We start from the raw sequence: 20744 nt of genomic DNA on the forward strand, positions 1-20744 counted from the left end.
ACGCGCGGCGACTGGCCCAACAAGAGCGGTGCATCTTTGATGCGCCTGGCGATTGGCGGGAGTTCCCTGTGCCTCAGGCCCAGGTGCCCTCGGTGGCGGAACGGATCTTGCGGATGTTCTCGCCGTATACTTCCGGATTGTTCACAGACCCGCCCTTGAAGACCGCGGAGCCTGCGACCAGCACATCGGCGCCGGCTTCGGCCACCAGCGGCGCGGTGGTGGGATCGACACCGCCATCGATCTCGATATGCACCGGGCGGTCGCCGATCATCGACCGCAGGCGGCGGATCTTGGCGGTCATGTCCAGGAACTTCTGGCCGCCAAAGCCAGGGTTCACGGTCATCACGCAGACCAGATCAGTCAGGTCCAGAAGGTGCTCAACGGCCTCTGCCGGGGTGCCGGGGTTCAGTGCGACACCTGCCTTCATGCCCGCGCCGCGGATTGCCTGCAGGGTGCGGTGGATGTGCGGGCCTGCCTCAATATGGGCGGTCAGCACATCGGCACCGGCATCGGCATAGGCGTCGATATAGGGATCGACCGGCGCGATCATCAGGTGCACGTCCATCACGGTTTTCACATGCGGGCGGAACGCTTTCACCGCCTGTGGGCCGAAAGTAAGGTTCGGCACGAAATGCCCATCCATCACATCCACATGCACCCAGTCGGCGCCTTGGGCTTCGATCGCCTGGATCTCCTGCCCGAAATTGGCGAAATCGGCAGACAGGATGGAGGGTGCGATCTTGATCTTGCGGTCAAAGGACATCTGGCAGCTTCCTTTTGCAAAGGGAAATGAGGAGTCGAAGGCCGTATAGACCGTCCGGCCCGCTGTGCACAGGGGCAGATTAAGCATCGGGTCCGTTTCCTTGGGCGCTGCGCCTGCCGGTTGCGCCGGGTCGCGTTACAAAACTTTCACGGCAGTGACACATGAGCTTTGAGCAGGGCCGGTAGGCAATCCCCGAACGAGAAGGGAGCGCCCCGGTGCTGCGCATTGATAAACTGACCAAACGGTTCGGCGGTAAGATCGCGGTGGATACCGCTACGCTGGACATCGACAAGCCCTGCATGATCGGCATCATCGGCCGCTCCGGCGCAGGTAAATCCACTCTGCTGCGGATGCTGAACCGGCTGGAAGACGCCAGCGGCGGCCGCATCCTGTTCGAGGGGCGTGAAATTACCGGACTGAAGGGCAAGGGCAAGCGCGCCTGGCAGTCCGAGTGCGCGATGATTTTCCAGCAGTTCAACCTAGTGCCGCGGATGGACGTTGTTTCCAACGTTTTGCACGGCACATTGAACCGCCGCAATGCGATGGCGACGCTGTTCAACCTCTATCCGATGGCAGATATTCACACGGCGATCGACATCCTCGACCGGCTCGGAATTGCTGAACATGCCGCCAAGCGGGCAGAGGCGCTGTCGGGCGGCCAGCAGCAGCGGGTGGCGATTGCCCGGGCGCTGATGCAGGACCCGAAAATCATTCTGGCGGATGAGCCGATTGCCTCGCTGGACCCGATGAACGCCCAGACCGTGATGGAGGCGCTGCGCCGTATCCACGAGGAAGACGGGCGCACCGTTATTGCCAACCTGCACACGCTGGACACTGCGCGCCGCTATTGCGACCGGGTGGTCGGGATGCGCGACGGGCGCATCGTCTTTGACGGGCTTCCGGAGCAGCTGACCACCGGGGTGGCCCGCGAGATTTACGGCGCCGGAGAGGAATTTTCCGAGGCCGCCACCTCAACCGAGATCGAAACGCTGGAAAAGACGGACGCGATGCGCACCGCCATTCCCGCCGAATAACCCCGAACCTGAATTCATCGACCCGGCGGGCTGCTCTGCTGGGACCCAACCGGAGAGACATGAGATGAAGAAACTGATTGCTGCCGTTCTGGCAACCACCGCGCTGACTGCCCCTGTTGCGGCAGAAGAGATCAAGGAATTCCGCATCGGCATCCTGGGCGGCGAGAACGCTCAGGACCGTCTGAGCAAGCAGGAATGCCTGCGTGAACAGACCGAGGAATTGCTGGGCGTTGAAACCAAGCTGTTTGCGCCTGCCGACTATAACGGCGTGATCCAGGGTCTGCTGGGCGGCACCATCGACATGGCCTGGCTGGGCGCGTCCGGTTATGCCAAGACCTACCTGTCCGACCCCGAAGCGGTTGAGCCGGTGCTGGTCAAGGTGAACACCGATGGCAGCTATGGCTATTACTCCATTGGCTTTGCCCGCAAAGACAGCGGTGTTGCATCCCTGGAAGACCTGAAAGGCAAGACTTTCGGCTTTGGCGACCCGAACTCCACCTCCGGCTACCTGATCCCGTCGATCGAAATTCCGCAGGTGACTGGCGCGACCATGGACTCCGGCGATTATTTTGGTGAAGTGAAATTCACCGGCGGTCACGAGCAGACCATTGTGGCCGTAGCAAACGGCGACGTGGATGGCGGCGTCAGCTGGGCAGACGGCCTGGGCGAATGGGAAGACGGCTACAATTCGGGCGCGCTGCGCCGCGCCGTGGATGCCGGCCTGGTCGATATGAACGACATGGTGGAAATCTGGAAATCGGCGCCGATCCCGGAGGGCCCGTTTGTTCTGCGCACCGAACTGCCCGAAGATGTGAAGGTCAAAATGACCGGATTGCTGGCCTCGATGAACTCTATCGACCCGGACTGCATGTATAACGTGCTGGGCGGCGAATCCAAAGGTCTGATGCCGATCACCCATGACGCTTACGAAGTGATCATCGAGGCCCGCAAGCTGAAGTCCCAGTAATTTCAGCCCAGCACTTATTTAGTTGTGCTCTGCGGGGTTCCGGGCCGGTCTTGGAGCCCCGCAATTTCCTGGATGGACCCAGTAACACCCATCCCTAGAAGATCAGGATCCCCAAATGGCAGATTTGACAGCCGCCCGGCCGGGCATCGAGGACATCCGGCAGCACTACACCGCCCATACCCAGCGCAAGCGGCTCTATGGCGGTATTCTTCTGGCGGTTTTTGTGGCGCTAATGGTGTCTGGATTCCGCACAGCGGATGCCCGTAACGCAGGCTCCTTTGCTGACGGGTTCACCCGCATTTTCGACTATCCTGCCGAAGTTCTCGCGGAGGCCGCCGAAAAGGCGGCGCAACTGCCGGGCCATGTGGTGCATTTCTTTCCGGCGCTGGTGGAGACATTGAACATCGCCGCCGCTTCGACCCTGGTGGGGGCCGTGTTCGGCACACTGCTGTCGCTGCTGGCGACCCGCGGCATGGCGCCTTGGCCCGCGCTTATCCCGCTGTTCCGCCGCATCAGCGATGTCTGCCGGGCGATTCCGGAAATCGTCATTGCGCTGGTGCTGATATTTGTGCTCGGCGGCGGGCCAGTGCCTGCGATGATCGCGATTGCCATCCACACCGCCGGCGCGCTGGGCAAACTGTTTTCCGAGGTGAATGAAAACGCCTCGCTGAAACCGGTTGAAGGCCTCACCTCTGTCGGCGCCACCTGGGCCCAGCGGATGACGCTGGGGGTGATCCCGCAGGTTGGCCCGAATTATGTGAGCTACGCGCTCTTGCGCTTTGAGATCAACATCCGGGCCTCTGCCATCCTCGGCTTTGTCGGTGCGGGCGGTATCGGCTACGAGCTGAAAAACGCCATGTCCTGGGGGCAGGGGCGCTATGACGAGGCAGCCGCGATCTTCCTTCTTCTGTTTGTCACCATAGTGGCCGTTGACCAGCTGTCCGGCCTCTTGCGTGACCGCCTGACCCATGGAGCGAAGGCATGACCACTTTTGACACCACCCTTACTTCGGCTGACCTGAAGTCAGACATCTCGCGGCTGTTCCTGAAGAAGCGGTTGATGAATTTTGCCCTGCCCGCCGCGGTGCTGGCCTATCTTGCCTATGTCTTTGTGATCTTCGACATGCCGGGGCTGTGGGAGCGTGCCAGCCTGGACAACGCCACGACCCTGGTCAGCGACAGCTACAGCTACAAGACCCATGTCACCCGAGACAACCGCAGCGGTGAGGTGTCGGTGGCCATCGAGGGCGAGCGCAAGGGCGCCTATCCCGACGGCATGTCACCGGACTGGGTGGCCCTGGGCGAGACCACTGTGATTGATCTGGAGGCTGGGCATAAGGTCACCTTCGGCCCGGAGACCATCGCATATGAAATCCCCGGCTATGGCACAGTGCGCGCCACGCCGAGCCGCAGCGCGGGCGTGCAAGCGGAACTGCCTGCCGGTGATGTGCCGGAGTGGATCAGTGTTTCGAAGAACCGCCTGGCCGTCACCACGGAGGCGGGCCGCCTGACCGTGACCCGCAACCGGGCGGAAGTTTTCCGCTATTTCGCGGGGTGGGAGCTGTTCTTCTTTACCCTCGACAGCCCGTACTACGGCATGGGCGCAGGGGAGCTGGTGCAGCGGGCTGCCACTGGCGAGGCTGGCGCAATCTTCCAGGAGTTCTGGACCAATAAGATGTGGCGCCACCAGGATGTGGCCTGGGCCATTGCTGAGACCCTGCTGATGGCCTTCCTCGGCAGCATCGGTGCAGGCATCATCGCGCTTCCTCTGGCCTTTCTGGCGACCCGGAATTTCATGCCCTTGCGCAGCGTCCGCTTTGCCATGCGCCGCGTGTTCGATTTCGTGCGCGGCGTCGACTCGCTGATCTGGACAGTGGTGCTGGCGCGGGCCTTTGGCCCCGGGCCGCTGACCGGCGCGCTGGCGATTCTGGTGACGGACACTGGCACCTTCGGTAAGATCTTCTCCGAGGCGCTGGAGAACGTTGACCAGAAGCAGATCGAGGGCGTGGCTTCAACCGGAGCCAAGCCGGTGCAGCGCTACCGCTTCGGGGTGATCCCGCAGATCACGCCGGTTCTGCTGAGCCAGCTCCTTTATTTTCTCGAGTCGAACACACGGTCAGCCACCATCATCGGCGCTATCACCGGCGGCGGCATCGGCCTGTTGCTGACCCAGGCGATCATCACCCAGAAGGACTGGGAGGAAGTGGCCTATTACATTACCTTGATCATCCTGATGGTGATGCTGATGGACTGGTTCTCCGGCTGGCTGCGGCGCCGCCTGATCAAGGGCGAGGGCGGCAAGGCCAAGCGCAAGCCGCGGAAGCCGGAAGAGGGCGGGGCGTTCCTGCTGCCCTGACCTTGCCCCGGCTTGCTGAGGAGGACTGACAATGCCCCGGTTGAAGGCCGAAGAACCGTTCATCCACCCTGATTGCACGATCACTGGCAGCCGTTTCGGTGCCTATGTCGAAATCGGCGCCGGCTGCCGGGTGGCGAACGCAGTGGTCGGCGACTACAGCTATTGCGACCGGATCTGTGACATTGCCAACGCAGAGATCGGCAGGTTTGCCAATATTGCCAGCTTTGTGCGGATCGGCGCCTCCGACCATCCGATGGAGAAAGCGTCTCTGCACCACTTCCTCTACCGGTCGGCAAGCTACTGGGATGATGCGGAGGATGACGCGGAGTGGTTTGACCGCCGCGCCGGGCGAACTGCCTGCATCGGCCATGACACCTGGATCGGCCATGGGGCAATGATCAAGCCTGAGGTGACCATCGGGCATGGCGCTGTCGTGGCCTCAGGCGCGATTGTGACCAAGGACGTGGCACCCTACACCATTGTTGGCGGGAATACCGCCAAAGTGATCCGCCGGCGGTACCCTGAGGCGGTTGCCGGGCAGATGCTGGACCTGGCGTGGTGGGACTGGGACCACGAGGCCTTGCGGACCGCGCTGCCGGACTTCCGTAGCTTGAGGGCCGAAGAGTTCCTGGAGAAGTATTCCTGATTCCGCAGGCGGGCAGCTACCGCCTGTTCCAGCACATTCCCAGAACGTGCGTCACAGTTGGGCGTGGCGCCGCTGCGCGGCGACGCGCTTCAGGGGCAGGTTTGCCCTGAAGCGCTTTTTCTATTTTTGGTCTGCCAGCCCCGCCTCAAGGGTAAACGGCGCAGCGCGCCGCCGCCTTGCGATCCATGGCCCGGGGCTGTCAGGGGTCAGGCGGCGCCTGCGTCGACCAGTTGGGTGGCGATGTCGAGGAACACCTTGGCCTGGGGGCTGCCGGGCTTGGCTGCCACGATGGGCGTGCCGTTGTCACCAGCCAGCCGCACGTCCAGATGCAGCGGTACCTCGCCCAGCAGCGGCACGTTCAGCTTTTGCGCCTCAAGTGCGACGCCGCCGTGACCGAAGACATGTTCTTCATGCCCGCAGTTGGAGCAGATGTGGATGGACATGTTCTCGATCATGCCCAGTACAGGCACGTTCATTTTGCGGAACATGTCGATGCCCTTGCGCGCGTCGATCAGCGCCACATCCTGAGGGGTGGAGACCACGATGGCACCGTCCACATGGGTCTTCTGCGCCAGCGTCATCTGCACATCGCCGGTTCCCGGCGGCAGGTCGACGATCAGCACGTCCAACTCGCCCCATTGCACCTGCAGGAGCATCTGCTGCAGCGCGCCCATCAGCATCGGCCCGCGCCAGATCACCGCCTGGTCCTCGCCGGTCATCAGTCCCATCGACATCATTGTGACCCCATGGTTGCGCAGCGGCAGGATGGTCTTGCCGTCGGGGCTGGCGGGGCGGCCGCTGACCCCCAGCATTTTGGGCTGCGAGGGGCCATAGACGTCGGCATCCAGCAGGCCCACTTTGCGCCCTTGCATTGCCAGCGCGCAGGCGAGATTGGCGGAAACGGTGGACTTGCCAACGCCGCCCTTGCCCGAGGCCACGGCGAGGACCCGGGCCACGCCGGGCACCTTCTGCGGCGCCTGCTGCTGCGGCTGGGCTGCTTTCTTCGGTTTCAGGTCCGGCGGTGCCTTTTCCGAATGGGCGGTGAGCATCGCAGAGACCTTCTCAACCCCCGGCAGCGCCGCCACTGCCGCATCAGCCTTATCGCGCACCGGACCGTAGGCGTCAGCCTTGCCGGGATCGATTTCCAGCACAAAGCGGACGGTGCTGGCTTCGACAGTGACGGCACGGGCAATGCCTGCGCTGACGATGTCGCTGCCGCTAACGGGGTCGGTGATGGTCTTGAGCGCCTCAAGGACGGTTTCACGGGTGACGGTCACGCCGGTCTCCTGTAGCTGGTCATGTCTTGCGCCTGTTCTGGCGCAATTCGGCTGGTCTTGCCAGCCATACCCGGGCAGGAGTTTGATTTAGCGCATCCTGGAGTCAGCTTTTTTGTGGGCTGGCCTTGTTCAAGACCGGACACTTGTCGGCAAACGCCGCAGCGCCGCGCGTCAGCGCGGCGCTGGGCCCAACGGGAGGAGGCCCATCGGGCCGAGGACGGGCGGGAGGATCCCGTCAGCTGGCTAAGGCCACCTCGGCGGCGTTCATCACCGCGCCGATGCGGCGGCCGGTGTCCACCATGCGGTTAGAGAATCCCCATTCGTTGTCATACCAGCTGACCACCCGCACCAGCCCCTCCGCTGTGACAGCGGTTTGCGCTGCGGCAAAGCAGCTGGAATGCGGGTCGTGGTTGAAGTCGACGGAGACAAGCGGGTCATCCTCGTAGGAAAGGATGCCCTCCAGCCCATTCGTGGCAGCCGCTTTGACTGCGGCATTGACTGCTTCAACTGTGGCTGGGCGCTCCGGCACAAAGCTCAGATCCACAACGGAAACGTTGGCAGTGGGCACCCGGATGGCAGAGCCTTCCAGGCGGCCATTCAGATGCGGCAGCACCTCCGAAATTGCCCGGGCCGCTCCGGTGGAGGTGGGGATCATTGATAACGCGGCGGCACGCGCGCGGTAGAGGTCTTTGTGGCTGGTGTCATGGGTCGGCTGGTCGCCGGTATAGGCGTGGATCGTGGTCATATATCCGGTCTTGATGCCAAAGGCCTCGTCGAGCACCTTGGCCAGCGGCGCCAGGCAGTTGGTGGTGCAGGAGGCGTTGGAAACGATCAAATCCTCTGCCGTCAGGTCCATGTGGTTCACACCAAAGACTACAGTCCGGTCGGCATTCTTTCCGGGGGCGGAGATCAAAACCCGCTTGGAGCCGTTTTTCAGATGCCGGGCGGCATCGTCACGAGCGGTGAACAGGCCGGTACACTCATAGGCGATGTCCACATCCTCCCAGGGAAGGTCCTCCGGGTTGCGGAAGGCGCTTAGGCGGATGCTATGAGGGCCGACGCGGATCAGATCGTCCGCCAGAAACACAGGTGTCTTCAGGCGTCCGTGCACGCTGTCGTATTTCAGCAAATGCACCAGCGTTTCCGGCGGCGACAGGTCGTTGATGGCCACGACCTCGATATCCCTGGCATCGCGTTCCAGCAGCGCCCGCAGTACCCCGCGGCCAATCCGCCCGAATCCGTTGATTGCAATTTTCAGTGTCATCTCTGATCTCCGGCTGGTGTACCGGAGTTCAATCCGGTAGCGATAACGGTTGCGATACCGATAGCGATAACGAATGCGAAAATCAAGCCCCTCGTCGGCAGAGCAGCCCTTGCGGTGGCCAGCAAACTGCAGGAGCATGGGGGGATGACCAAGAAACTGCTTCTGAAAGACGTGGCCAAGCTGGCCGGTGTCAGTGAGATGACCGCGTCCCGTGCCTTGCGCGGGGCACCGGATGTATCAGCCAAGACCAAGGCGAAGATCGAGGAAATTGCCCGGACCCACGGTTATGTTCCGAACCGGATTGCCGGTTCCCTGTCCTCGCAGTCGGTCAATCTGGTGGCGGTGGTGGTGCCGTCGCTGAACAGTTTTGTTTTCCCGGAGGTGCTCTCTGGTATTTCTGCCGTCTTGAAGGACAGTCCGCTGAAGCCCGTCGTTGGCGTCTCCGGCTACGACCTTGAAGAAGAGGAAAGCGTCACCCGCGAGATGCTCAGCTGGCGCCCTTCCGGTCTGATTGTCGCCGGGCTGGAGCACACCGAGGCAACACGCCGGATGCTGCAGCAGGCCGACTGCCCGGTGGTGGAGGTGATGGATGTTGACGGCGACCCTGTGCGCCACTGCGTCGGCATTTCGCATTTGCAGGCAGGCCGCGATATGGCAGAGCAGATCCTTGCCCGCGGCTACCGCAAGATCGGTTTCATCGGCACCAAGATGCCGCAGGATTTTCGTGCCAGGAAACGCTTTGATGGCTTCACGGACGGGCTGGCGGCGCAGGGTGTGACGCTCGGCGATACTGAGCATTACTCCGGTGAAAGCGCAATCCAAACCGGCCGCCAGCTGACGGCGCAAATGCTGGCGCGCAGACCGGATTTAGAGTGCATTTACTATTCCAGCGATGTGATGAGCGTTGGCGGGCTGATGCATTGCCTGGCCGCGGGCCTGTCGGTGCCCGGTGATATCGCCTTGGCCGGTTTCAATAATCTTCAAATCCTGCAGGGCTTGCCGCTGCAACTGGCGACGACGGATGCCTGCCGCCATGAAATCGGTGAACGCGCGGCGCAGATCATTCTGAAATCGCGGGAGCCGGGCGGGACAGACGGGCTGGTATTCAATCGCCTGGCACCGGCAATCAGCCTGGGTGAGACGCTGTAGTCAACCGCCGGAATCATAAGCATTTCCTTCGGAAGGGTGCGGGCCTGCCGGGCCGCCCGGCGATTTTTCTAGCTTTACCGGCCGCCCCGAGGCAACCTGAGAACATGGTTCCAGTGCAGCACGGGTCAGCCCGCTAAAGGAGTGCAGATGCCTAAGTACAACGACATGTTCGAGCTTTCGGTCGAAGATATGGACCTGATTGAAACCTCGTTGCGCCACACGCGGGATGCATTATCTGAAGCGCATCCCGCAGCGGGCAGCGCAGATGCGGAAACCCTGCGCCGGGTTCATGCCCTGCTGGGGCAACTGCATAACCAAAAGATATTCTATTACCCGAAGGACAAGGTTTATGTCAGCGGGTGAAGCCTCTGCCAAAAGAAAAAGCGCTCCCCGCGGGACGGAGAGCGCCGTAGCCTGTGATATGGCTTAAGTTCACATCGCAGCCTTGAAAAGCTGGGTAAGATTTTCCTCGGTCAGCTCAATCGGGTTGCCGCCGCAAGAGGGGTCAATGATGGCCCCCTTGACCAGCTCGGGGATGGCCGCTTCGGTTACGCCCAGGTCTGAGAGACCGCGCGGGATGCCCAAGGAGTCGTTCAGCTCCTGCACGAAGCTGCGGAACCCGTCGAAGCCGCCATCAATGCCCAAGTAAGCCGCCGCCATTTTGAACCGGTCCGCAATCGCAGCGGCATTGAACTCCAGCACCGCGGGCATGCAGACCGCGTTGGTGGTGCCGTGGTGGGTGTTGAAATGCGCGCCGATCGGGTGGCTCATCGCGTGGATCGCGCCGAGGCCCTTCTGGAAGGCGGTGGCGCCCATTGCAGCCGCCGACATCATCTGCGCGCGGGCCTCGATGTCGGTGCCGTCGGCATAGGCGCGCGGGAGGTAGTCCTTGACCAGGCGCATGCCCTCCAGCGCAATGCCTTGGGACATCGGGTGATAATGGGGGCTGCTGAACGCCTCGACGCAATGAGCAAATGCATCCAGCCCGGTGCCTGCAGTGATGAACTTGGGCATGCCGACGGTCAGCTCTGGATCGCAGATCACCACCGCGGGCAGCACCTTGGGGTGGAAGATGATCTTCTTCTGGTGGGTGACGCTGTCGGTGATCACCGAGGCGCGGCCCACTTCGGAACCCGTGCCAGCGGTGGTCGGCACTGCGATGATCGGCGCAATGGCATCGGCGTCGGCGCGGGTCCACCAGTCGCCGATATCCTCAAAATCCCAAACCGGACGGGTCTGCCCTGCCATGAAGGCGACCATCTTACCCAAGTCCAGGCCGGAGCCGCCGCCAAAGGCGATCACCCCGTCATGGCCTCCCGCATTGTAGGCGGCAACGCCGGCGTCCAGGTTCTTCTCATTCGGGTTCGGATCGACCTCGGAGAACATGGCGCGGCCCAGGCCTGCGGCCTCCAGAATGTCGAGTGTGCCTTGGGTGACCGGCAGATCGGCCAGGCCTTTGTCGGTGACCAGCAGCGGGCGCGTGATGCCGGCGGCGGCACAGGCATCCGCCAGTTCCTTGATCCGGCCTGCGCCGAACTTGATTGCGGTCGGGTAGGACCAGTTTCCAACGAGAGACATGATGTGTTCCTTTGATGCAAGTGGCCCGCCCCGGGAGGAGAAACGGGGCGGGCGGGGCCGTCCGTCAGCCGGTGACCTTTTTCAGGTGATAGGATTTCGGACGGGTCAGATTGTGATAGCCGATTACCGAGAGCCCGCCGCCGCGGCCGGTGTCCTTGCAGCCGGTCCAGCACAGGCCCGGATCCAGGTAGTCGGCGCGGTTCATGAAGACAGTGCCGGTCTCGATCCGGTCCCCCACGGCTTGCGCCCGCTCCACATCTCTGGTCCAGAGCGAGGCGGTGAGGCCGAAGTCGCTGTCATTCATCAGCCGGATGGCTTCCTCATCCGAGGAGACCTTCATGATGCCGACAACCGGGCCAAAGCTTTCCTCCCGCATCACCCGCATGTCGTGAGACACGTTGGTCAGGATTTGCGGCGTCAGATAGGCGCCGCCGTCATCCTCGGAAAAGGTCCCGATATGGGCCACCGCGCCCTCCTCAACCGCCTCGGCGATCTGGCCGCGCACCTCGCTGGCAAAACGCACATTGGCCATCGGGCCGATGGTGGTCTCCGCATCAAGCGGGTTGCCCAGCTTGTAGCCCTTCACGATGGCAATCGCTTTCTCCAGGAAGGCGTCAAACAGGCTTTCGTGCACATAGATCCGCTCGATGCCGCAGCAGCATTGGCCGGAGTTGAACATGGCGCCGTCAATCAGCGTGTCCACCGCGGCGTCCAGATCGGCGTCTTCCATGACATAGCCCGGGTCCTTGCCGCCCAGCTCGGTGCCAACGCCAGTGAAGGTGCCGGCTGCCGCGCGCTCCATCGCCTGGCCGCCGCCAACCGATCCGGTAAAGTTCACGAAGTTGAAGGCCTTGGCGGCAATCAGCTCCGAGGTGGTGCCGTGATCCAAGAAGACATTCTGGAACACGTCTTCGGGGACCCCTGCGGAATGGAAGGCCTGCGCCATGCGCTCGCCAACCAGCAGGGTCTGGGTCGCGTGCTTCAGCACCACGGTATTGCCGGCAATCAGCGAAGGCGCCACGGTGTTGATCGCGGTCATGTACGGGTAGTTCCAGGGCGCCACCACAAAGACCACGCCATGGGGGATGCGCTTGATGTAGCGTTTGAAGGTTGCGTCCTCGCCGACCTCAATATCCGCCAGCGACTCTTCGGCGATCTTCGCCATGTGGCTGGCGCGCTCGTTGAAGCCGCCAAACTCGCCGCCGTAACGCACCGGCCGGCCCATCATATGCGCCAGTTCCGGCACGATTTCATCGTTCATCGCACCGACGGCGGCCACGCCCGCCATCACCAGTTCAATGCGCTCCTGCAAGGGCCGTTCCGCCCAGGCTGTCTGCGCTGCCCGTGCCCGTTCCGCCGCTGCAAACGCGTCCTCGCGCGACAGCACTTCGCGTTCCGCAAAGACCGATCCGTCAACCGGTGAGATGCATTTCAATACCTGGCCCATTGCCATTCACTCCATTCAGAAAGGGCAAAGCCCTCTTCATCTTTCCGAAAATACTCCGGGGGTCCGGGGGCTGGCCCCCGGCGCGTCCGGATCATGCCCGCTCGAACCCGCGCGCAATCTCGTAATCGGTAACCACCCGGTCAAAATCCTCGATCTCCACTTCCGCCGCGCGGACGTAGTGGTCGACCACATCATCGCCAAGGGCCTTGCGCAGCATTGCTGAGCCTTTAAGAGCCGCCGCCGCATCGCGCAGGGTGCCCGGGATCATGCCGGTATCGCCCTGGTAAACATCGCCCCGAGTGGGGGCTTGCAGCTCCAGCCCTTCTTCGATGCCGGCAATGCCGGCCGCCAGCATGCCTGCCATCGCCAGATAGGGGTTCATGTCGGAGCCCGGAATGCGGCATTCGACGCGGATTGCCTTGGTCCCGTCGCCGCACAGCCGGTAGCCCGCGGTGCGGTTGTCCACAGACCAGATGATCCGGGTTGGCGCAAAGGTGCCCTTCATGAAGCGCTTGTAGCTGTTGATATAGGGCGCCATGAAGGCGGTGTAGTCGGGCGCGTATTTCAGCAGGCCCGCCATATAGTTCTTCATCAGCGCGGACATGCCTAGCTCGTCGCTCTCGTCAAAGAACGCAGGGCTGCCGTCCTGCCACAGCGACTGATGCACATGGGAGGAGGAGCCGACCTTGTCGTGACTCCACTTCGGAAGGAAGGTCACCGCGTGACCCTGTTGCTCGGCGATTTCCTTGATCGCGTGTTTGGCAATGGTGTGGAACTCTGCCGTGTCCATCGCCGCCGTGTATTTGATGTTCAGCTCTTCCTGGCCGGTCTCGGCCTCTCCCTTGGAGTTCTCGATCGGCAGCCCCGCATCCCACAAGTGGTTGCGGATCGGGCGCATCACATGCTCCTCGCGGGTTGTCTGCAGGATGTTGTAATCCTCGTTGTAGCCGGAGATCGGCTCGAGGTCGCGGAAACCCGAGCGGCGGATCTCGTCAAAGCTCCTGGCGAACAGGAAAAACTCCAGCTCGGTGGCGCACATGGCGTCGTAGCCCATCGCCTTCAGCCGGTTCACCTGCTTCTTCAGGATCGCCCGGGGGGAGTGGGAGACTTCCTCGTGGGTGTGGTGGTCCAGCACGTCGCACAGCACCATCACGGTGCCCTCCAGCCACGGCACCGGGCGCAGGGTGGCGAGGTCGGGCTTCATCACATAATCGCCGTAACCGCGTTCCCAGCTGGTCGAGGCATAGCCGTCCGGCGTCGCCATCGCCAGGTCGGTCGCCAGCAGGTAGTTGCAGCAATGGGTTTCCTCCCAGGCGCCGTTCACGAAATGCTTGGCATGGAAGCGCTTGCCCATCAGGCGGCCCTGCATGTCCACAAGGCAGACTAGAACAGTGTCTACGGTGCCATCGGCAACCTGATCCTTAAGAGTGTCGAAGGAGAGCATGAGCGGCCCTTTGTCTGTTGCGCGCAAAACTTTTCTTCAAAAGTTTTGGCAAATTCCTTGAGTAAGGAATTTGGCCCGCTTAGACGCAGGCCAAATTCCATGTTTCAGCGCTGGCCTCAGCCGTAACGGTAGGGACGGCCGGCCTTCTGCATGTCAGCGTTATACTTCTTGAAGATCTCCACAACCTTCGCCTTGGTTTCGGACTCGGCCGCGATTTCATCCCAGAATTTCACGGCCGCGTCTTCCACTTGCTGCCACTCGTTGTCCGGAATGGTGGTCAGCTTCATCTTGTCACCGTTCACGCGCAAGGATGCTTCGCCGCCCCAGTACCACCACTGGCGGTAATAATGCGACTGGTCGCAGCAGACGCGGAACAGGGTCTGCAGATCTTCCGGAAGCTCGTTCCAGCGGCCCTGGTTGGCAAAGAACGACCCCGCCCAGGCGCCGGAGATGTTGTTGGTCAGGAAGTAGTCGGTCACATCAGCCCAGCCGACGGTGTAGTCCTCGGTTATGCCGGACCAGGCGATGCCGTCCAGCTCGCCGGTCTGCACCGCAACTTCGATGTCCTCCCAGGGCAGGGTGACCGGCACCACGCCGAACTGGGCCAGGAAGCGGCCCGCGGTCGGGAAGGTGAAGACGCGCTTGCCCTTCAGGTCCGCCAGCGAGTTGATCGGGTCCTTGGTGGCAAAGTGGCATGGATCCCAGGCGCCGGCCGAGATGTGCTTGACGCCGACCTTGGAGTATTCCTCGTCCCAGATCTCGTTCAGGCCGTACTGGTTGAACAGCACCGGAACGTCCAGCGAGTAGCGGGAGGCAAAGGGGAAGTAGCCGCCGAACACGGTGACTTCGGTGGGCGAAGCCATCGAGTCGTCATCCGACTGCACCGCGTCGATGGTGCCGCGCTGCATGGCGCGGAACAGCTCGCCCGTGGGAACCAGCTGGTCGGCATAGTATAGCTCGATCTGCATCCGGTCGCCGGCGATCTTGTTGAACATATCGATGGCGGGTTTCACCACATGCTCGGCCAGCGCAGCACCTGCATAGGTCTGCATCCGCCACTTGATGGTGGACTGGGCCAGCGCCGGGGTGGCCAGCGGTGCCGCCATGGCGCCAACGCCGGCGGACTGAAGAAACTTACGTCTTGTTGTCATAATTCTCACTCCTTGTTGAAACATCCGGCCCCTTGGCAGGACTCTCCTTGGTTATTTTCCGTAGACATATTCCGGCAGCCACAGGGCGATTTGCGGGAAGATCATGATCAGGGCGAGCGCCAGCACCATCACTGCGGCAAAGGGGATGATCGAGACATAGATGTCCTTCAGTCCGATCTCCGGCGGCGCCATGGCGCGCATCAGGAACAGGTTGTAGCCAAACGGCGGCGTCATATAGGCGATCTGGGTGGTGATGGTGTAAAGCACCCCGTACCAGATCAGGTCGAAGCCAAGCGCCCCCACCAGCGGCACATAGAGCGGCGCCACGATCACCAGCATCGCGGTGTCATCCAGGAAGGTGCCCATCACGATAAAGCTCAGCTGCATCAGGATCAGGATCATCCAGGGGCTGAGACCCAGTTTGGTGGTGAACAGGTCCTCGATTGCCTTGACTGCACCTAGGCCGTCAAAAATGGCGCCAAAGGCCAGGGCTGCGAGGATGATCCACATGAACATGCAGGAGATGCCAAGCGTCGAGCGCACTGAGTTTTCGAACACCTCTTTGGTCATCCGCCCCTTCAGCACCGCCGCGATGAAGGCGGTCATGGCGCCGATGGCAGAGCTTTCCACCAGAGAGGTCCAGCCGTTCACAAAGGGCACCATCATCGCGGCAAAGATCGCCAGCGGCAGCACGCCGGAGAACAGCAGGCGGTACTTCTCCTTCATGAAAACGTCCTTGTAGAACATCGCGTTCTTGCGGGTCAGGAAGGAGAGGAGGCCGAGCGCCAGTGCCACGCCAAGCGCGGACTTGGTTTCCATAGCACCGGACAGGATCAAGAGCGGAACCAGCACCAGCGCACCCAGCACGATGTAGTTCAGGCGCAGCGGATGGTCGGTGACTTGTTCGTACTCAGCCAGATCTTCAGGGTGCATTGCCGGGCCGAGGTTCGGCTGCATCCGGGCGCGGACGTAGATGTAGATGATGAACATGGTGGCCATCAGCAAGCCCGGGATCACACCAGCCAGCCACAGCTGCCCCACGGGCTGGCGCGCGATCATCGCATAGAGCACCAGCACCACCGAAGGGGGCACCAGAATGCCGAGCGAGGAGCCCGCCTGAATGGTGCCGGTAACTAGGATCTTGTCATAACCACGGCGCAGAAGCTCCGGCAGCGCAATGGTGGCGCCGATGGCCATGCCGGCAACCGACAGGCCGTTCATCGCCGAAATCAGAACCATCAGGCCGATGGTGCCAATCGCCAAGCCGCCCTTAACCGGCCCCATCCATACGTGGAACATCCGGTAGAGGTCGTCGGCGATCTTCGACTCCGACAGCACGTAGCCCATGAAGATGAACATCGGCAGGGTCAGAAGCGGATACCATTTCATCAGCTTCATGGCGGCAGAAAACGGGATCTCCACCCCGCCGGTGCCCCACAGAAGCATGCCCGCGACCGCGCCGACAAAGCCGATGGCGCCGAACACCCTCTGGCCGGTCATCAGCATGAGCATCATGCCGGCAAACATCACGATGGCGATCCATTCGTAGGACATCAGATTTCAACTCCGCGCAGGCGCCCGATATCCCGGAACAGTTCGGCAAGGCATTGCAGCAGCATCAGGAAGACGCCAAAGCAAAGGATGGTTTTGACGGGCCACAGGAACGGCCGCCAGGCGGTGGAGCTGCGCTCCAGATAGCCGAGCTGTTCGCCGGCAGCGGTGGGACCTTCGGTCACAAGCGTCTTCAGCAGATCCCAGAAGAACTGCAGCGGTTCCAGCCCGAAATAGCCAAGGGAATAGGCGGTTGAGCTGAGAGCGCCGTACATCAGGATCACCAGATAGGCGATCAGGAAAAGCACGGTGAAAGCATCGACCATCGCCTTGGTCTTCGTGGACCATGCCCCGTAGAACAGGTCCATCCGCACATTTGACCCGAGTTGCATGGAGTAGGGGCCGCCCAGAACGTAATAGGCGACCATCACGAACTGCGCGGTCTCCAGCGTCCAGAGCGACGGGTTGAAAAACGTCTTGGAGACCGAGGACCACAGAAGCACCCCGATCAGAGCAAAGATCAGATACATGGCAAAGCGGCCAATGGCGCGGTTCATCGCGTCGATGCCGCGGACGTAAGCCCGGATAATTCTAGGCATCTGGCCCTCCCTCTGCCGTCAGCGCGGCCAGGGCTGGGCGCAGCAATGTCAGCATTTCTTCTGCCATGGCCTCTTCTTCTTCTGGTGACGCCACCAGATCATTGCGGATCTCGATCATTACATTGGCCAGCCCATGCGCCAGCCCGTGGATTTTCAATGAATGGGTGACGCCGTCAGCCGGGCCATAGGGCTCGTTTCGTTCAACCCGGCGGTGCGGCAGGGCAGGGGCCTCTGCCAGCATCGCGTCTGCCAGGCGGCTGTCGTCATCGTGCAGGATGCCGATCTCCACCGCGCGCTGCTTGCCGAAATAGACTGGCGTAAAGCTGTGCATCGTGACCAGAACAGTCTGCAGCCCGGATTCTTTGCGGGCCTTGATCACCTCAGAAACGGCAGCGCAGAAGGGGTCATAAACCGTTTCAACCCGTTCCAGGCGCTGTTCTGCGGTCAGTCCCTTGTTGCCGGGAATTTCCACCAGTTCGGATTTCCCCGGCATTGCGCTGGAGGCCTCTGGCGGGCGGTTGCAGTCGTAGACCAGCCGCGACACGGTGCTGGCAACCATCGGGGCATCCAGCACTTTGGACATATGCAGGGCCACGGCCCGCGCGCCTGGGTCCCATGCGGCATGGCTCAGCCGGTCGGCCTCGCGCAGGCCCAGCCCGTCATAACGGGCGGGGATATTGCTGGAGGCATGCTCGCACAGAAGCAGGACCGGGCTGGTGCCGTTACGGTTCACCACCTCCACCGCGTCCTTCTGAGTGTGAGAATCACTCTCGTGCATGCGCCGCCTCCCTGCGAATTGGAAAAATGTTTCCATGAAGAGATATTTGTGTCAATATCTTTTCATGATCGGTTCCGGACAGAGATTCCTGAAACTTTCTTTTCAGGCCGGTTCCGGGGTAGAAAGTGTCTGTTCAAAAACAGGATTGCGCCGTTGTCGAAACCTCCTGCCACCGTTCGCGAGTTGATCCGCGAAAACTATTCCTCGCTCACTCAATCCGAACGAAAGTTCGCGAACTTGCTGCTGGAAAACTATCCTGCGGCCGGGCTGGCCTCGATCACCATCGTCGCCGGGAATGCTGAAGTGTCCACGCCGACGGTGGCCAGGATGGTGCAGAAACTGGGGTTCAAAGGGTATCCGCAGTTTCATCAGGCCCTGCTGAAGGAGCTGGAGGCCAAGGTTTCCGGACCCACCAAGCGGCGCGACAACTGGGCGTCTGAAGCGCCCGAAGGCCACCTGCTGAACAGATTTGCACAGGCGGTGACGGACAACCTGCAGCAGACTTTTTCCAATATCGACTCGGCCCATTTCGACGCCGCGGTGCATCAGCTAGCCAACACCGAGGGGCGGCTTTATGTGGTGGGCGGGCGCATCACACGGGCGCTGGCGGATTATGCCTTCACCCACTTCCAGGCGATCCGGCAGCGGGTCACCCATATGACGTCCTCATCCGCCACCTGGCCGCATTACGTTCTGGACATGGTTGAGGGCGATACGCTCCTGATGTTCGACGTGCGCCGGTATGAGACCAACCTGCAAAGACTGGCCGAGCTGGCCTCGGAGCGCGGGGTGAAGATCGTGCTGATCACCGATCAATGGGCCAGCCCGATTGCGTCGGTAGCCGAGCACACCTTCAACTGCTGGGTCGAAATCCCCTCGGCCTGGGACTCCAACATCTCCACCATGATGCTGCTGGAGGCGATGATCGCCGCCACCCAGGAGGAGAGCTGGGACAAGACCAAGGACCGCTATGACCGGCTGGATGAGCTGTTCGATATGACCCGGCTGTTCCGCAAGTTCTCCTGATCCGGCCAGGTTCTTCTGATCCGCCGCATGGACATTGCTCGCCGGTTGCGCCTTACTGATGGTATAGCCGGTTTCATTCAGGCAGGAGTATTCACATGCGTTTTTCCGGAATTCTGACAGCTGCCGCGGTGGCAGCAGTGATTGCCTCGCCCGCAGCTGCCAATCCGCTCAGCCGTATCCTGGCCAAGTCCGGGCTGACACCGCAGGACACCAACATCATGCGGCAGGCGGAGCAATCCCTGCTGGCTGAGGCACAGGGCGGTAAACGGGCCAAGTGGAGCAACCCGGACAGCGGCGCGCACGGCGAGGTTCAGGTGGCGGGCAAGGAAGGCGACTGCGTTCTTTTGCAGCACCAGGCCTTTGTCAAAGACGATCAGACGCCAAAGCAGGCCCGCCGGAAATTCTGCCTTTCCGAAGGCAAGTGGCTGCTGTCCCAGTAAGGCCGCAGTGCCCCCCCCCAGCAGCAGTTATTCCGAGGAAAAAGAGATGTCTGAAATTACCCGCAGCCACACCACCCAGCGCATGAGCCAGATCGTGACCCATGGCGATACCATCTATCTTGCAGGGCAGGTCGGCACCGCAGGCGCCAGTGTGGCGCAGCAGACCCAGGATTGCCTGGACAAGATCGACGCGCTGCTGGCGGAGGCGGGCAGTGACAAGACCAGAATCCTTCAGACGGTTATCTGGCTGTCTGACATGAGGGATTTTGCTGAGATGAACGCGGTCTGGGATGCCTGGGTGGCAGAGGGCCATGCCCCGGCGCGCGCCTGCGGCGAAGCGAAGCTGGCCCGCGAGGATTTCCTGGTGGAACTGATCGTAACCGCGGCCAAAGCCTAAGTTAGCCTTGGCTGGTATGGGAAAGGCGGGCAGGCAGCCCGCCTTTTCCTGATATTTAGTCCAGAGCCGCGGCAGCCTTCCTAATGGCCGCTTCGGTCTGTTCCAGATCCTCGTCTGTCAGCGCCAGGCTGGGGTAGGTCTTGCCCGGCGATTTGAAGATGCCTTCCTGGCGCAGCACCTCGTTTTGGCGCTTGGTGCGTTCGGCTTTTCCGGCCTGGGTGTCCCGGTAATCGCATACTTTGGAATCTGTGAAAACGACCTCGTACACTGCTGGTTCACCTGCGATCTGGAACGGGACCCCGGCTTCTTCCAATGCTGCAACGGTCATCTGCATCAGCCTTTGGCCGATGCGGTTCAGCTGGTCATAGGTACCTTCGCCGCGCAAAACTTCCATGGTTTTCAGGCTCGCAACCGCCGCCACCTGATTGCCTTACAGCGTGCCCAGCTGCATCAGCCCGCCTTCAGCGCCCACTTCCGCCTTGTCGAAATGCCGCATGATGTCGGTGCGCCCCACGGTAGTTCCGCAAGCGAGGACATCTTTGGTCCCGTTCTCTCGGTCCTTAAGTTACAGTCCGAAGCCAAGGCGATCGGTATTGCCAGCTTCGCTGGATACAGGCCGGCTCGCGGTGTCTTTACCTGCGACCGGAGCTTGCCACCTGCTGTATCCGCCAGATCTGCGCTGGCCTGGTTTTAATGAGCAATGGGGCCGCTCGTGGCGTCTAGGCCGTCTTGGCAACTGCGAAACTCCGGCTGCGGCTGCGGAAAGGGCAGCGGAGCGCTTCCGGTTGGGGCTTCCGGGCTGGACTGGCCGAAGTGAAGCAGTGCGGAAGAGGGGCTTCGGCTCTGAACTTTCGATTCCTGGTTTTGGTTTTGTGGAT

General features: G+C 61.7%; 21 protein-coding genes. 10 read left to right on the top strand and 11 right to left on the bottom strand.

Annotated features, from left to right (window positions below; translation table 11 throughout):
* Window positions 1-73: 73 nt before the first annotated feature.
* Window positions 74-763 (bottom strand): ribulose-phosphate 3-epimerase, encoded by a 690-nt coding sequence (gene rpe / locus GC1_RS18845; protein ID WP_029204886.1) that lies wholly within the window; start codon window positions 761-763, stop codon window positions 74-76.
* Window positions 764-978: 215 nt separating this feature from the next.
* On the opposite strand from rpe, the gene phnC reads away from it, so the two are divergent.
* The 5 genes from phnC to GC1_RS18870 all read left to right on the top strand — a co-directional run bounded on the left by phnC (window position 979) and on the right by GC1_RS18870 (window position 5765).
* Window positions 979-1797, top strand: coding sequence for a phosphonate ABC transporter ATP-binding protein (gene phnC, locus GC1_RS18850; RefSeq protein WP_039136719.1), 819 nt, complete (start codon window positions 979-981; stop codon window positions 1795-1797).
* A 64-nt stretch (window positions 1798-1861) separates the two neighbouring features.
* The gene (gene phnD, locus GC1_RS18855; RefSeq protein ID WP_019296732.1) at window positions 1862-2764 is read left to right on the top strand and encodes a phosphonate ABC transporter substrate-binding protein; all 903 of its coding nucleotides are present in this window, start codon (window positions 1862-1864) and stop codon (window positions 2762-2764) included.
* Between the two features lie 115 nt (window positions 2765-2879).
* On the top strand, window positions 2880-3749 hold the full coding sequence (phnE, locus tag GC1_RS18860; RefSeq protein ID WP_019296731.1) for a phosphonate ABC transporter, permease protein PhnE: 870 nt from the start codon (window positions 2880-2882) through the stop codon (window positions 3747-3749).
* A complete protein-coding gene (gene phnE, locus GC1_RS18865; RefSeq protein ID WP_019296730.1) occupies window positions 3746-5119 on the top strand; it encodes a phosphonate ABC transporter, permease protein PhnE in 1374 nt (457 codons plus the stop codon). The genes phnE (GC1_RS18860) and phnE (GC1_RS18865) overlap by 4 nt, the downstream gene beginning before the upstream one ends.
* A gap of 31 nt (window positions 5120-5150) precedes the next feature.
* Window positions 5151-5765, top strand: a complete 615-nt coding sequence (locus GC1_RS18870; protein WP_019296729.1) for a chloramphenicol acetyltransferase — start codon at window positions 5151-5153, stop codon at window positions 5763-5765.
* Between the two features lie 206 nt (window positions 5766-5971).
* Here the strand turns inward: GC1_RS18870 and GC1_RS18875 are convergent, their stop codons facing one another.
* Both GC1_RS18875 and gap read right to left on the bottom strand, forming a co-directional pair.
* A complete protein-coding gene (locus GC1_RS18875) occupies window positions 5972-7042 on the bottom strand; it encodes an Mrp/NBP35 family ATP-binding protein (RefSeq protein ID WP_019296728.1) in 1071 nt (356 codons plus the stop codon).
* 235 nt (window positions 7043-7277) lie between these two features.
* The gene (gene gap, locus GC1_RS18880) at window positions 7278-8306 is read right to left on the bottom strand and encodes a type I glyceraldehyde-3-phosphate dehydrogenase (RefSeq protein WP_019296727.1); all 1029 of its coding nucleotides are present in this window, start codon (window positions 8304-8306) and stop codon (window positions 7278-7280) included.
* Between the two features lie 144 nt (window positions 8307-8450).
* Between gap and GC1_RS18885 the strand changes: the two genes are divergently transcribed.
* Complete coding sequence (locus GC1_RS18885; protein WP_019296726.1) at window positions 8451-9455, top strand: LacI family DNA-binding transcriptional regulator; 1005 nt, start codon at window positions 8451-8453, stop codon at window positions 9453-9455.
* A 147-nt stretch (window positions 9456-9602) separates the two neighbouring features.
* On the top strand, window positions 9603-9818 hold the full coding sequence (locus tag GC1_RS18890) for a hypothetical protein (protein WP_019296725.1): 216 nt from the start codon (window positions 9603-9605) through the stop codon (window positions 9816-9818).
* 69 nt (window positions 9819-9887) lie between these two features.
* On the opposite strand, the gene GC1_RS18895 is transcribed toward GC1_RS18890, so the two are convergent.
* The 7 genes from GC1_RS18895 to GC1_RS18925 form a co-directional block, all read right to left on the bottom strand.
* On the bottom strand, window positions 9888-11033 hold the full coding sequence (locus tag GC1_RS18895; protein WP_019296724.1) for an iron-containing alcohol dehydrogenase: 1146 nt from the start codon (window positions 11031-11033) through the stop codon (window positions 9888-9890).
* Window positions 11034-11097: 64 nt separating this feature from the next.
* Entirely contained in the window at window positions 11098-12480 is a 1383-nt protein-coding gene (locus GC1_RS18900; protein ID WP_019296723.1) for an aldehyde dehydrogenase family protein, read from the bottom strand.
* A 91-nt stretch (window positions 12481-12571) separates the two neighbouring features.
* Window positions 12572-13924, bottom strand: coding sequence for a glutamine synthetase family protein (locus GC1_RS18905; protein WP_019296722.1), 1353 nt, complete (start codon window positions 13922-13924; stop codon window positions 12572-12574).
* A 116-nt stretch (window positions 13925-14040) separates the two neighbouring features.
* On the bottom strand, window positions 14041-15075 hold the full coding sequence (locus GC1_RS18910; protein ID WP_019296721.1) for a TRAP transporter substrate-binding protein: 1035 nt from the start codon (window positions 15073-15075) through the stop codon (window positions 14041-14043).
* 51 nt (window positions 15076-15126) lie between these two features.
* A complete protein-coding gene (locus tag GC1_RS18915; protein ID WP_019296720.1) occupies window positions 15127-16629 on the bottom strand; it encodes a TRAP transporter large permease in 1503 nt (500 codons plus the stop codon).
* Window positions 16629-17225 (bottom strand): TRAP transporter small permease subunit, encoded by a 597-nt coding sequence (locus GC1_RS18920; protein ID WP_019296719.1) that lies wholly within the window; start codon window positions 17223-17225, stop codon window positions 16629-16631. The genes GC1_RS18915 and GC1_RS18920 overlap by 1 nt, the downstream gene beginning before the upstream one ends.
* Window positions 17218-18003, bottom strand: a complete 786-nt coding sequence (locus tag GC1_RS18925) for an N-formylglutamate amidohydrolase (RefSeq protein ID WP_019296718.1) — start codon at window positions 18001-18003, stop codon at window positions 17218-17220. Before GC1_RS18925 ends, GC1_RS18920 begins: the two co-directional genes overlap by 8 nt.
* 153 nt (window positions 18004-18156) lie before the next feature.
* Here GC1_RS18925 and GC1_RS18930 point away from each other — a divergent pair, with 153 nt between their 5' ends.
* The 3 genes from GC1_RS18930 to GC1_RS18940 all read left to right on the top strand — a co-directional run bounded on the left by GC1_RS18930 (window position 18157) and on the right by GC1_RS18940 (window position 19866).
* On the top strand, window positions 18157-19029 hold the full coding sequence (locus GC1_RS18930; RefSeq protein WP_019296717.1) for a MurR/RpiR family transcriptional regulator: 873 nt from the start codon (window positions 18157-18159) through the stop codon (window positions 19027-19029).
* A gap of 95 nt (window positions 19030-19124) precedes the next feature.
* Complete coding sequence (locus GC1_RS18935) at window positions 19125-19469, top strand: hypothetical protein (RefSeq protein WP_019296716.1); 345 nt, start codon at window positions 19125-19127, stop codon at window positions 19467-19469.
* A 46-nt stretch (window positions 19470-19515) separates the two neighbouring features.
* Window positions 19516-19866, top strand: coding sequence for a RidA family protein (locus tag GC1_RS18940; RefSeq protein ID WP_019296715.1), 351 nt, complete (start codon window positions 19516-19518; stop codon window positions 19864-19866).
* 55 nt (window positions 19867-19921) lie between these two features.
* On the opposite strand, the gene GC1_RS18945 is transcribed toward GC1_RS18940, so the two are convergent.
* The gene (locus GC1_RS18945) at window positions 19922-20287 is read right to left on the bottom strand and encodes a hypothetical protein (protein WP_052257645.1); all 366 of its coding nucleotides are present in this window, start codon (window positions 20285-20287) and stop codon (window positions 19922-19924) included.
* Window positions 20288-20744: the final 457 nt, after the last annotated feature.

It is taken from the genome of Leisingera sp. ANG1, from assembly GCF_000203975.2.
Taxonomy (GTDB): domain Bacteria; phylum Pseudomonadota; class Alphaproteobacteria; order Rhodobacterales; family Rhodobacteraceae; genus Leisingera.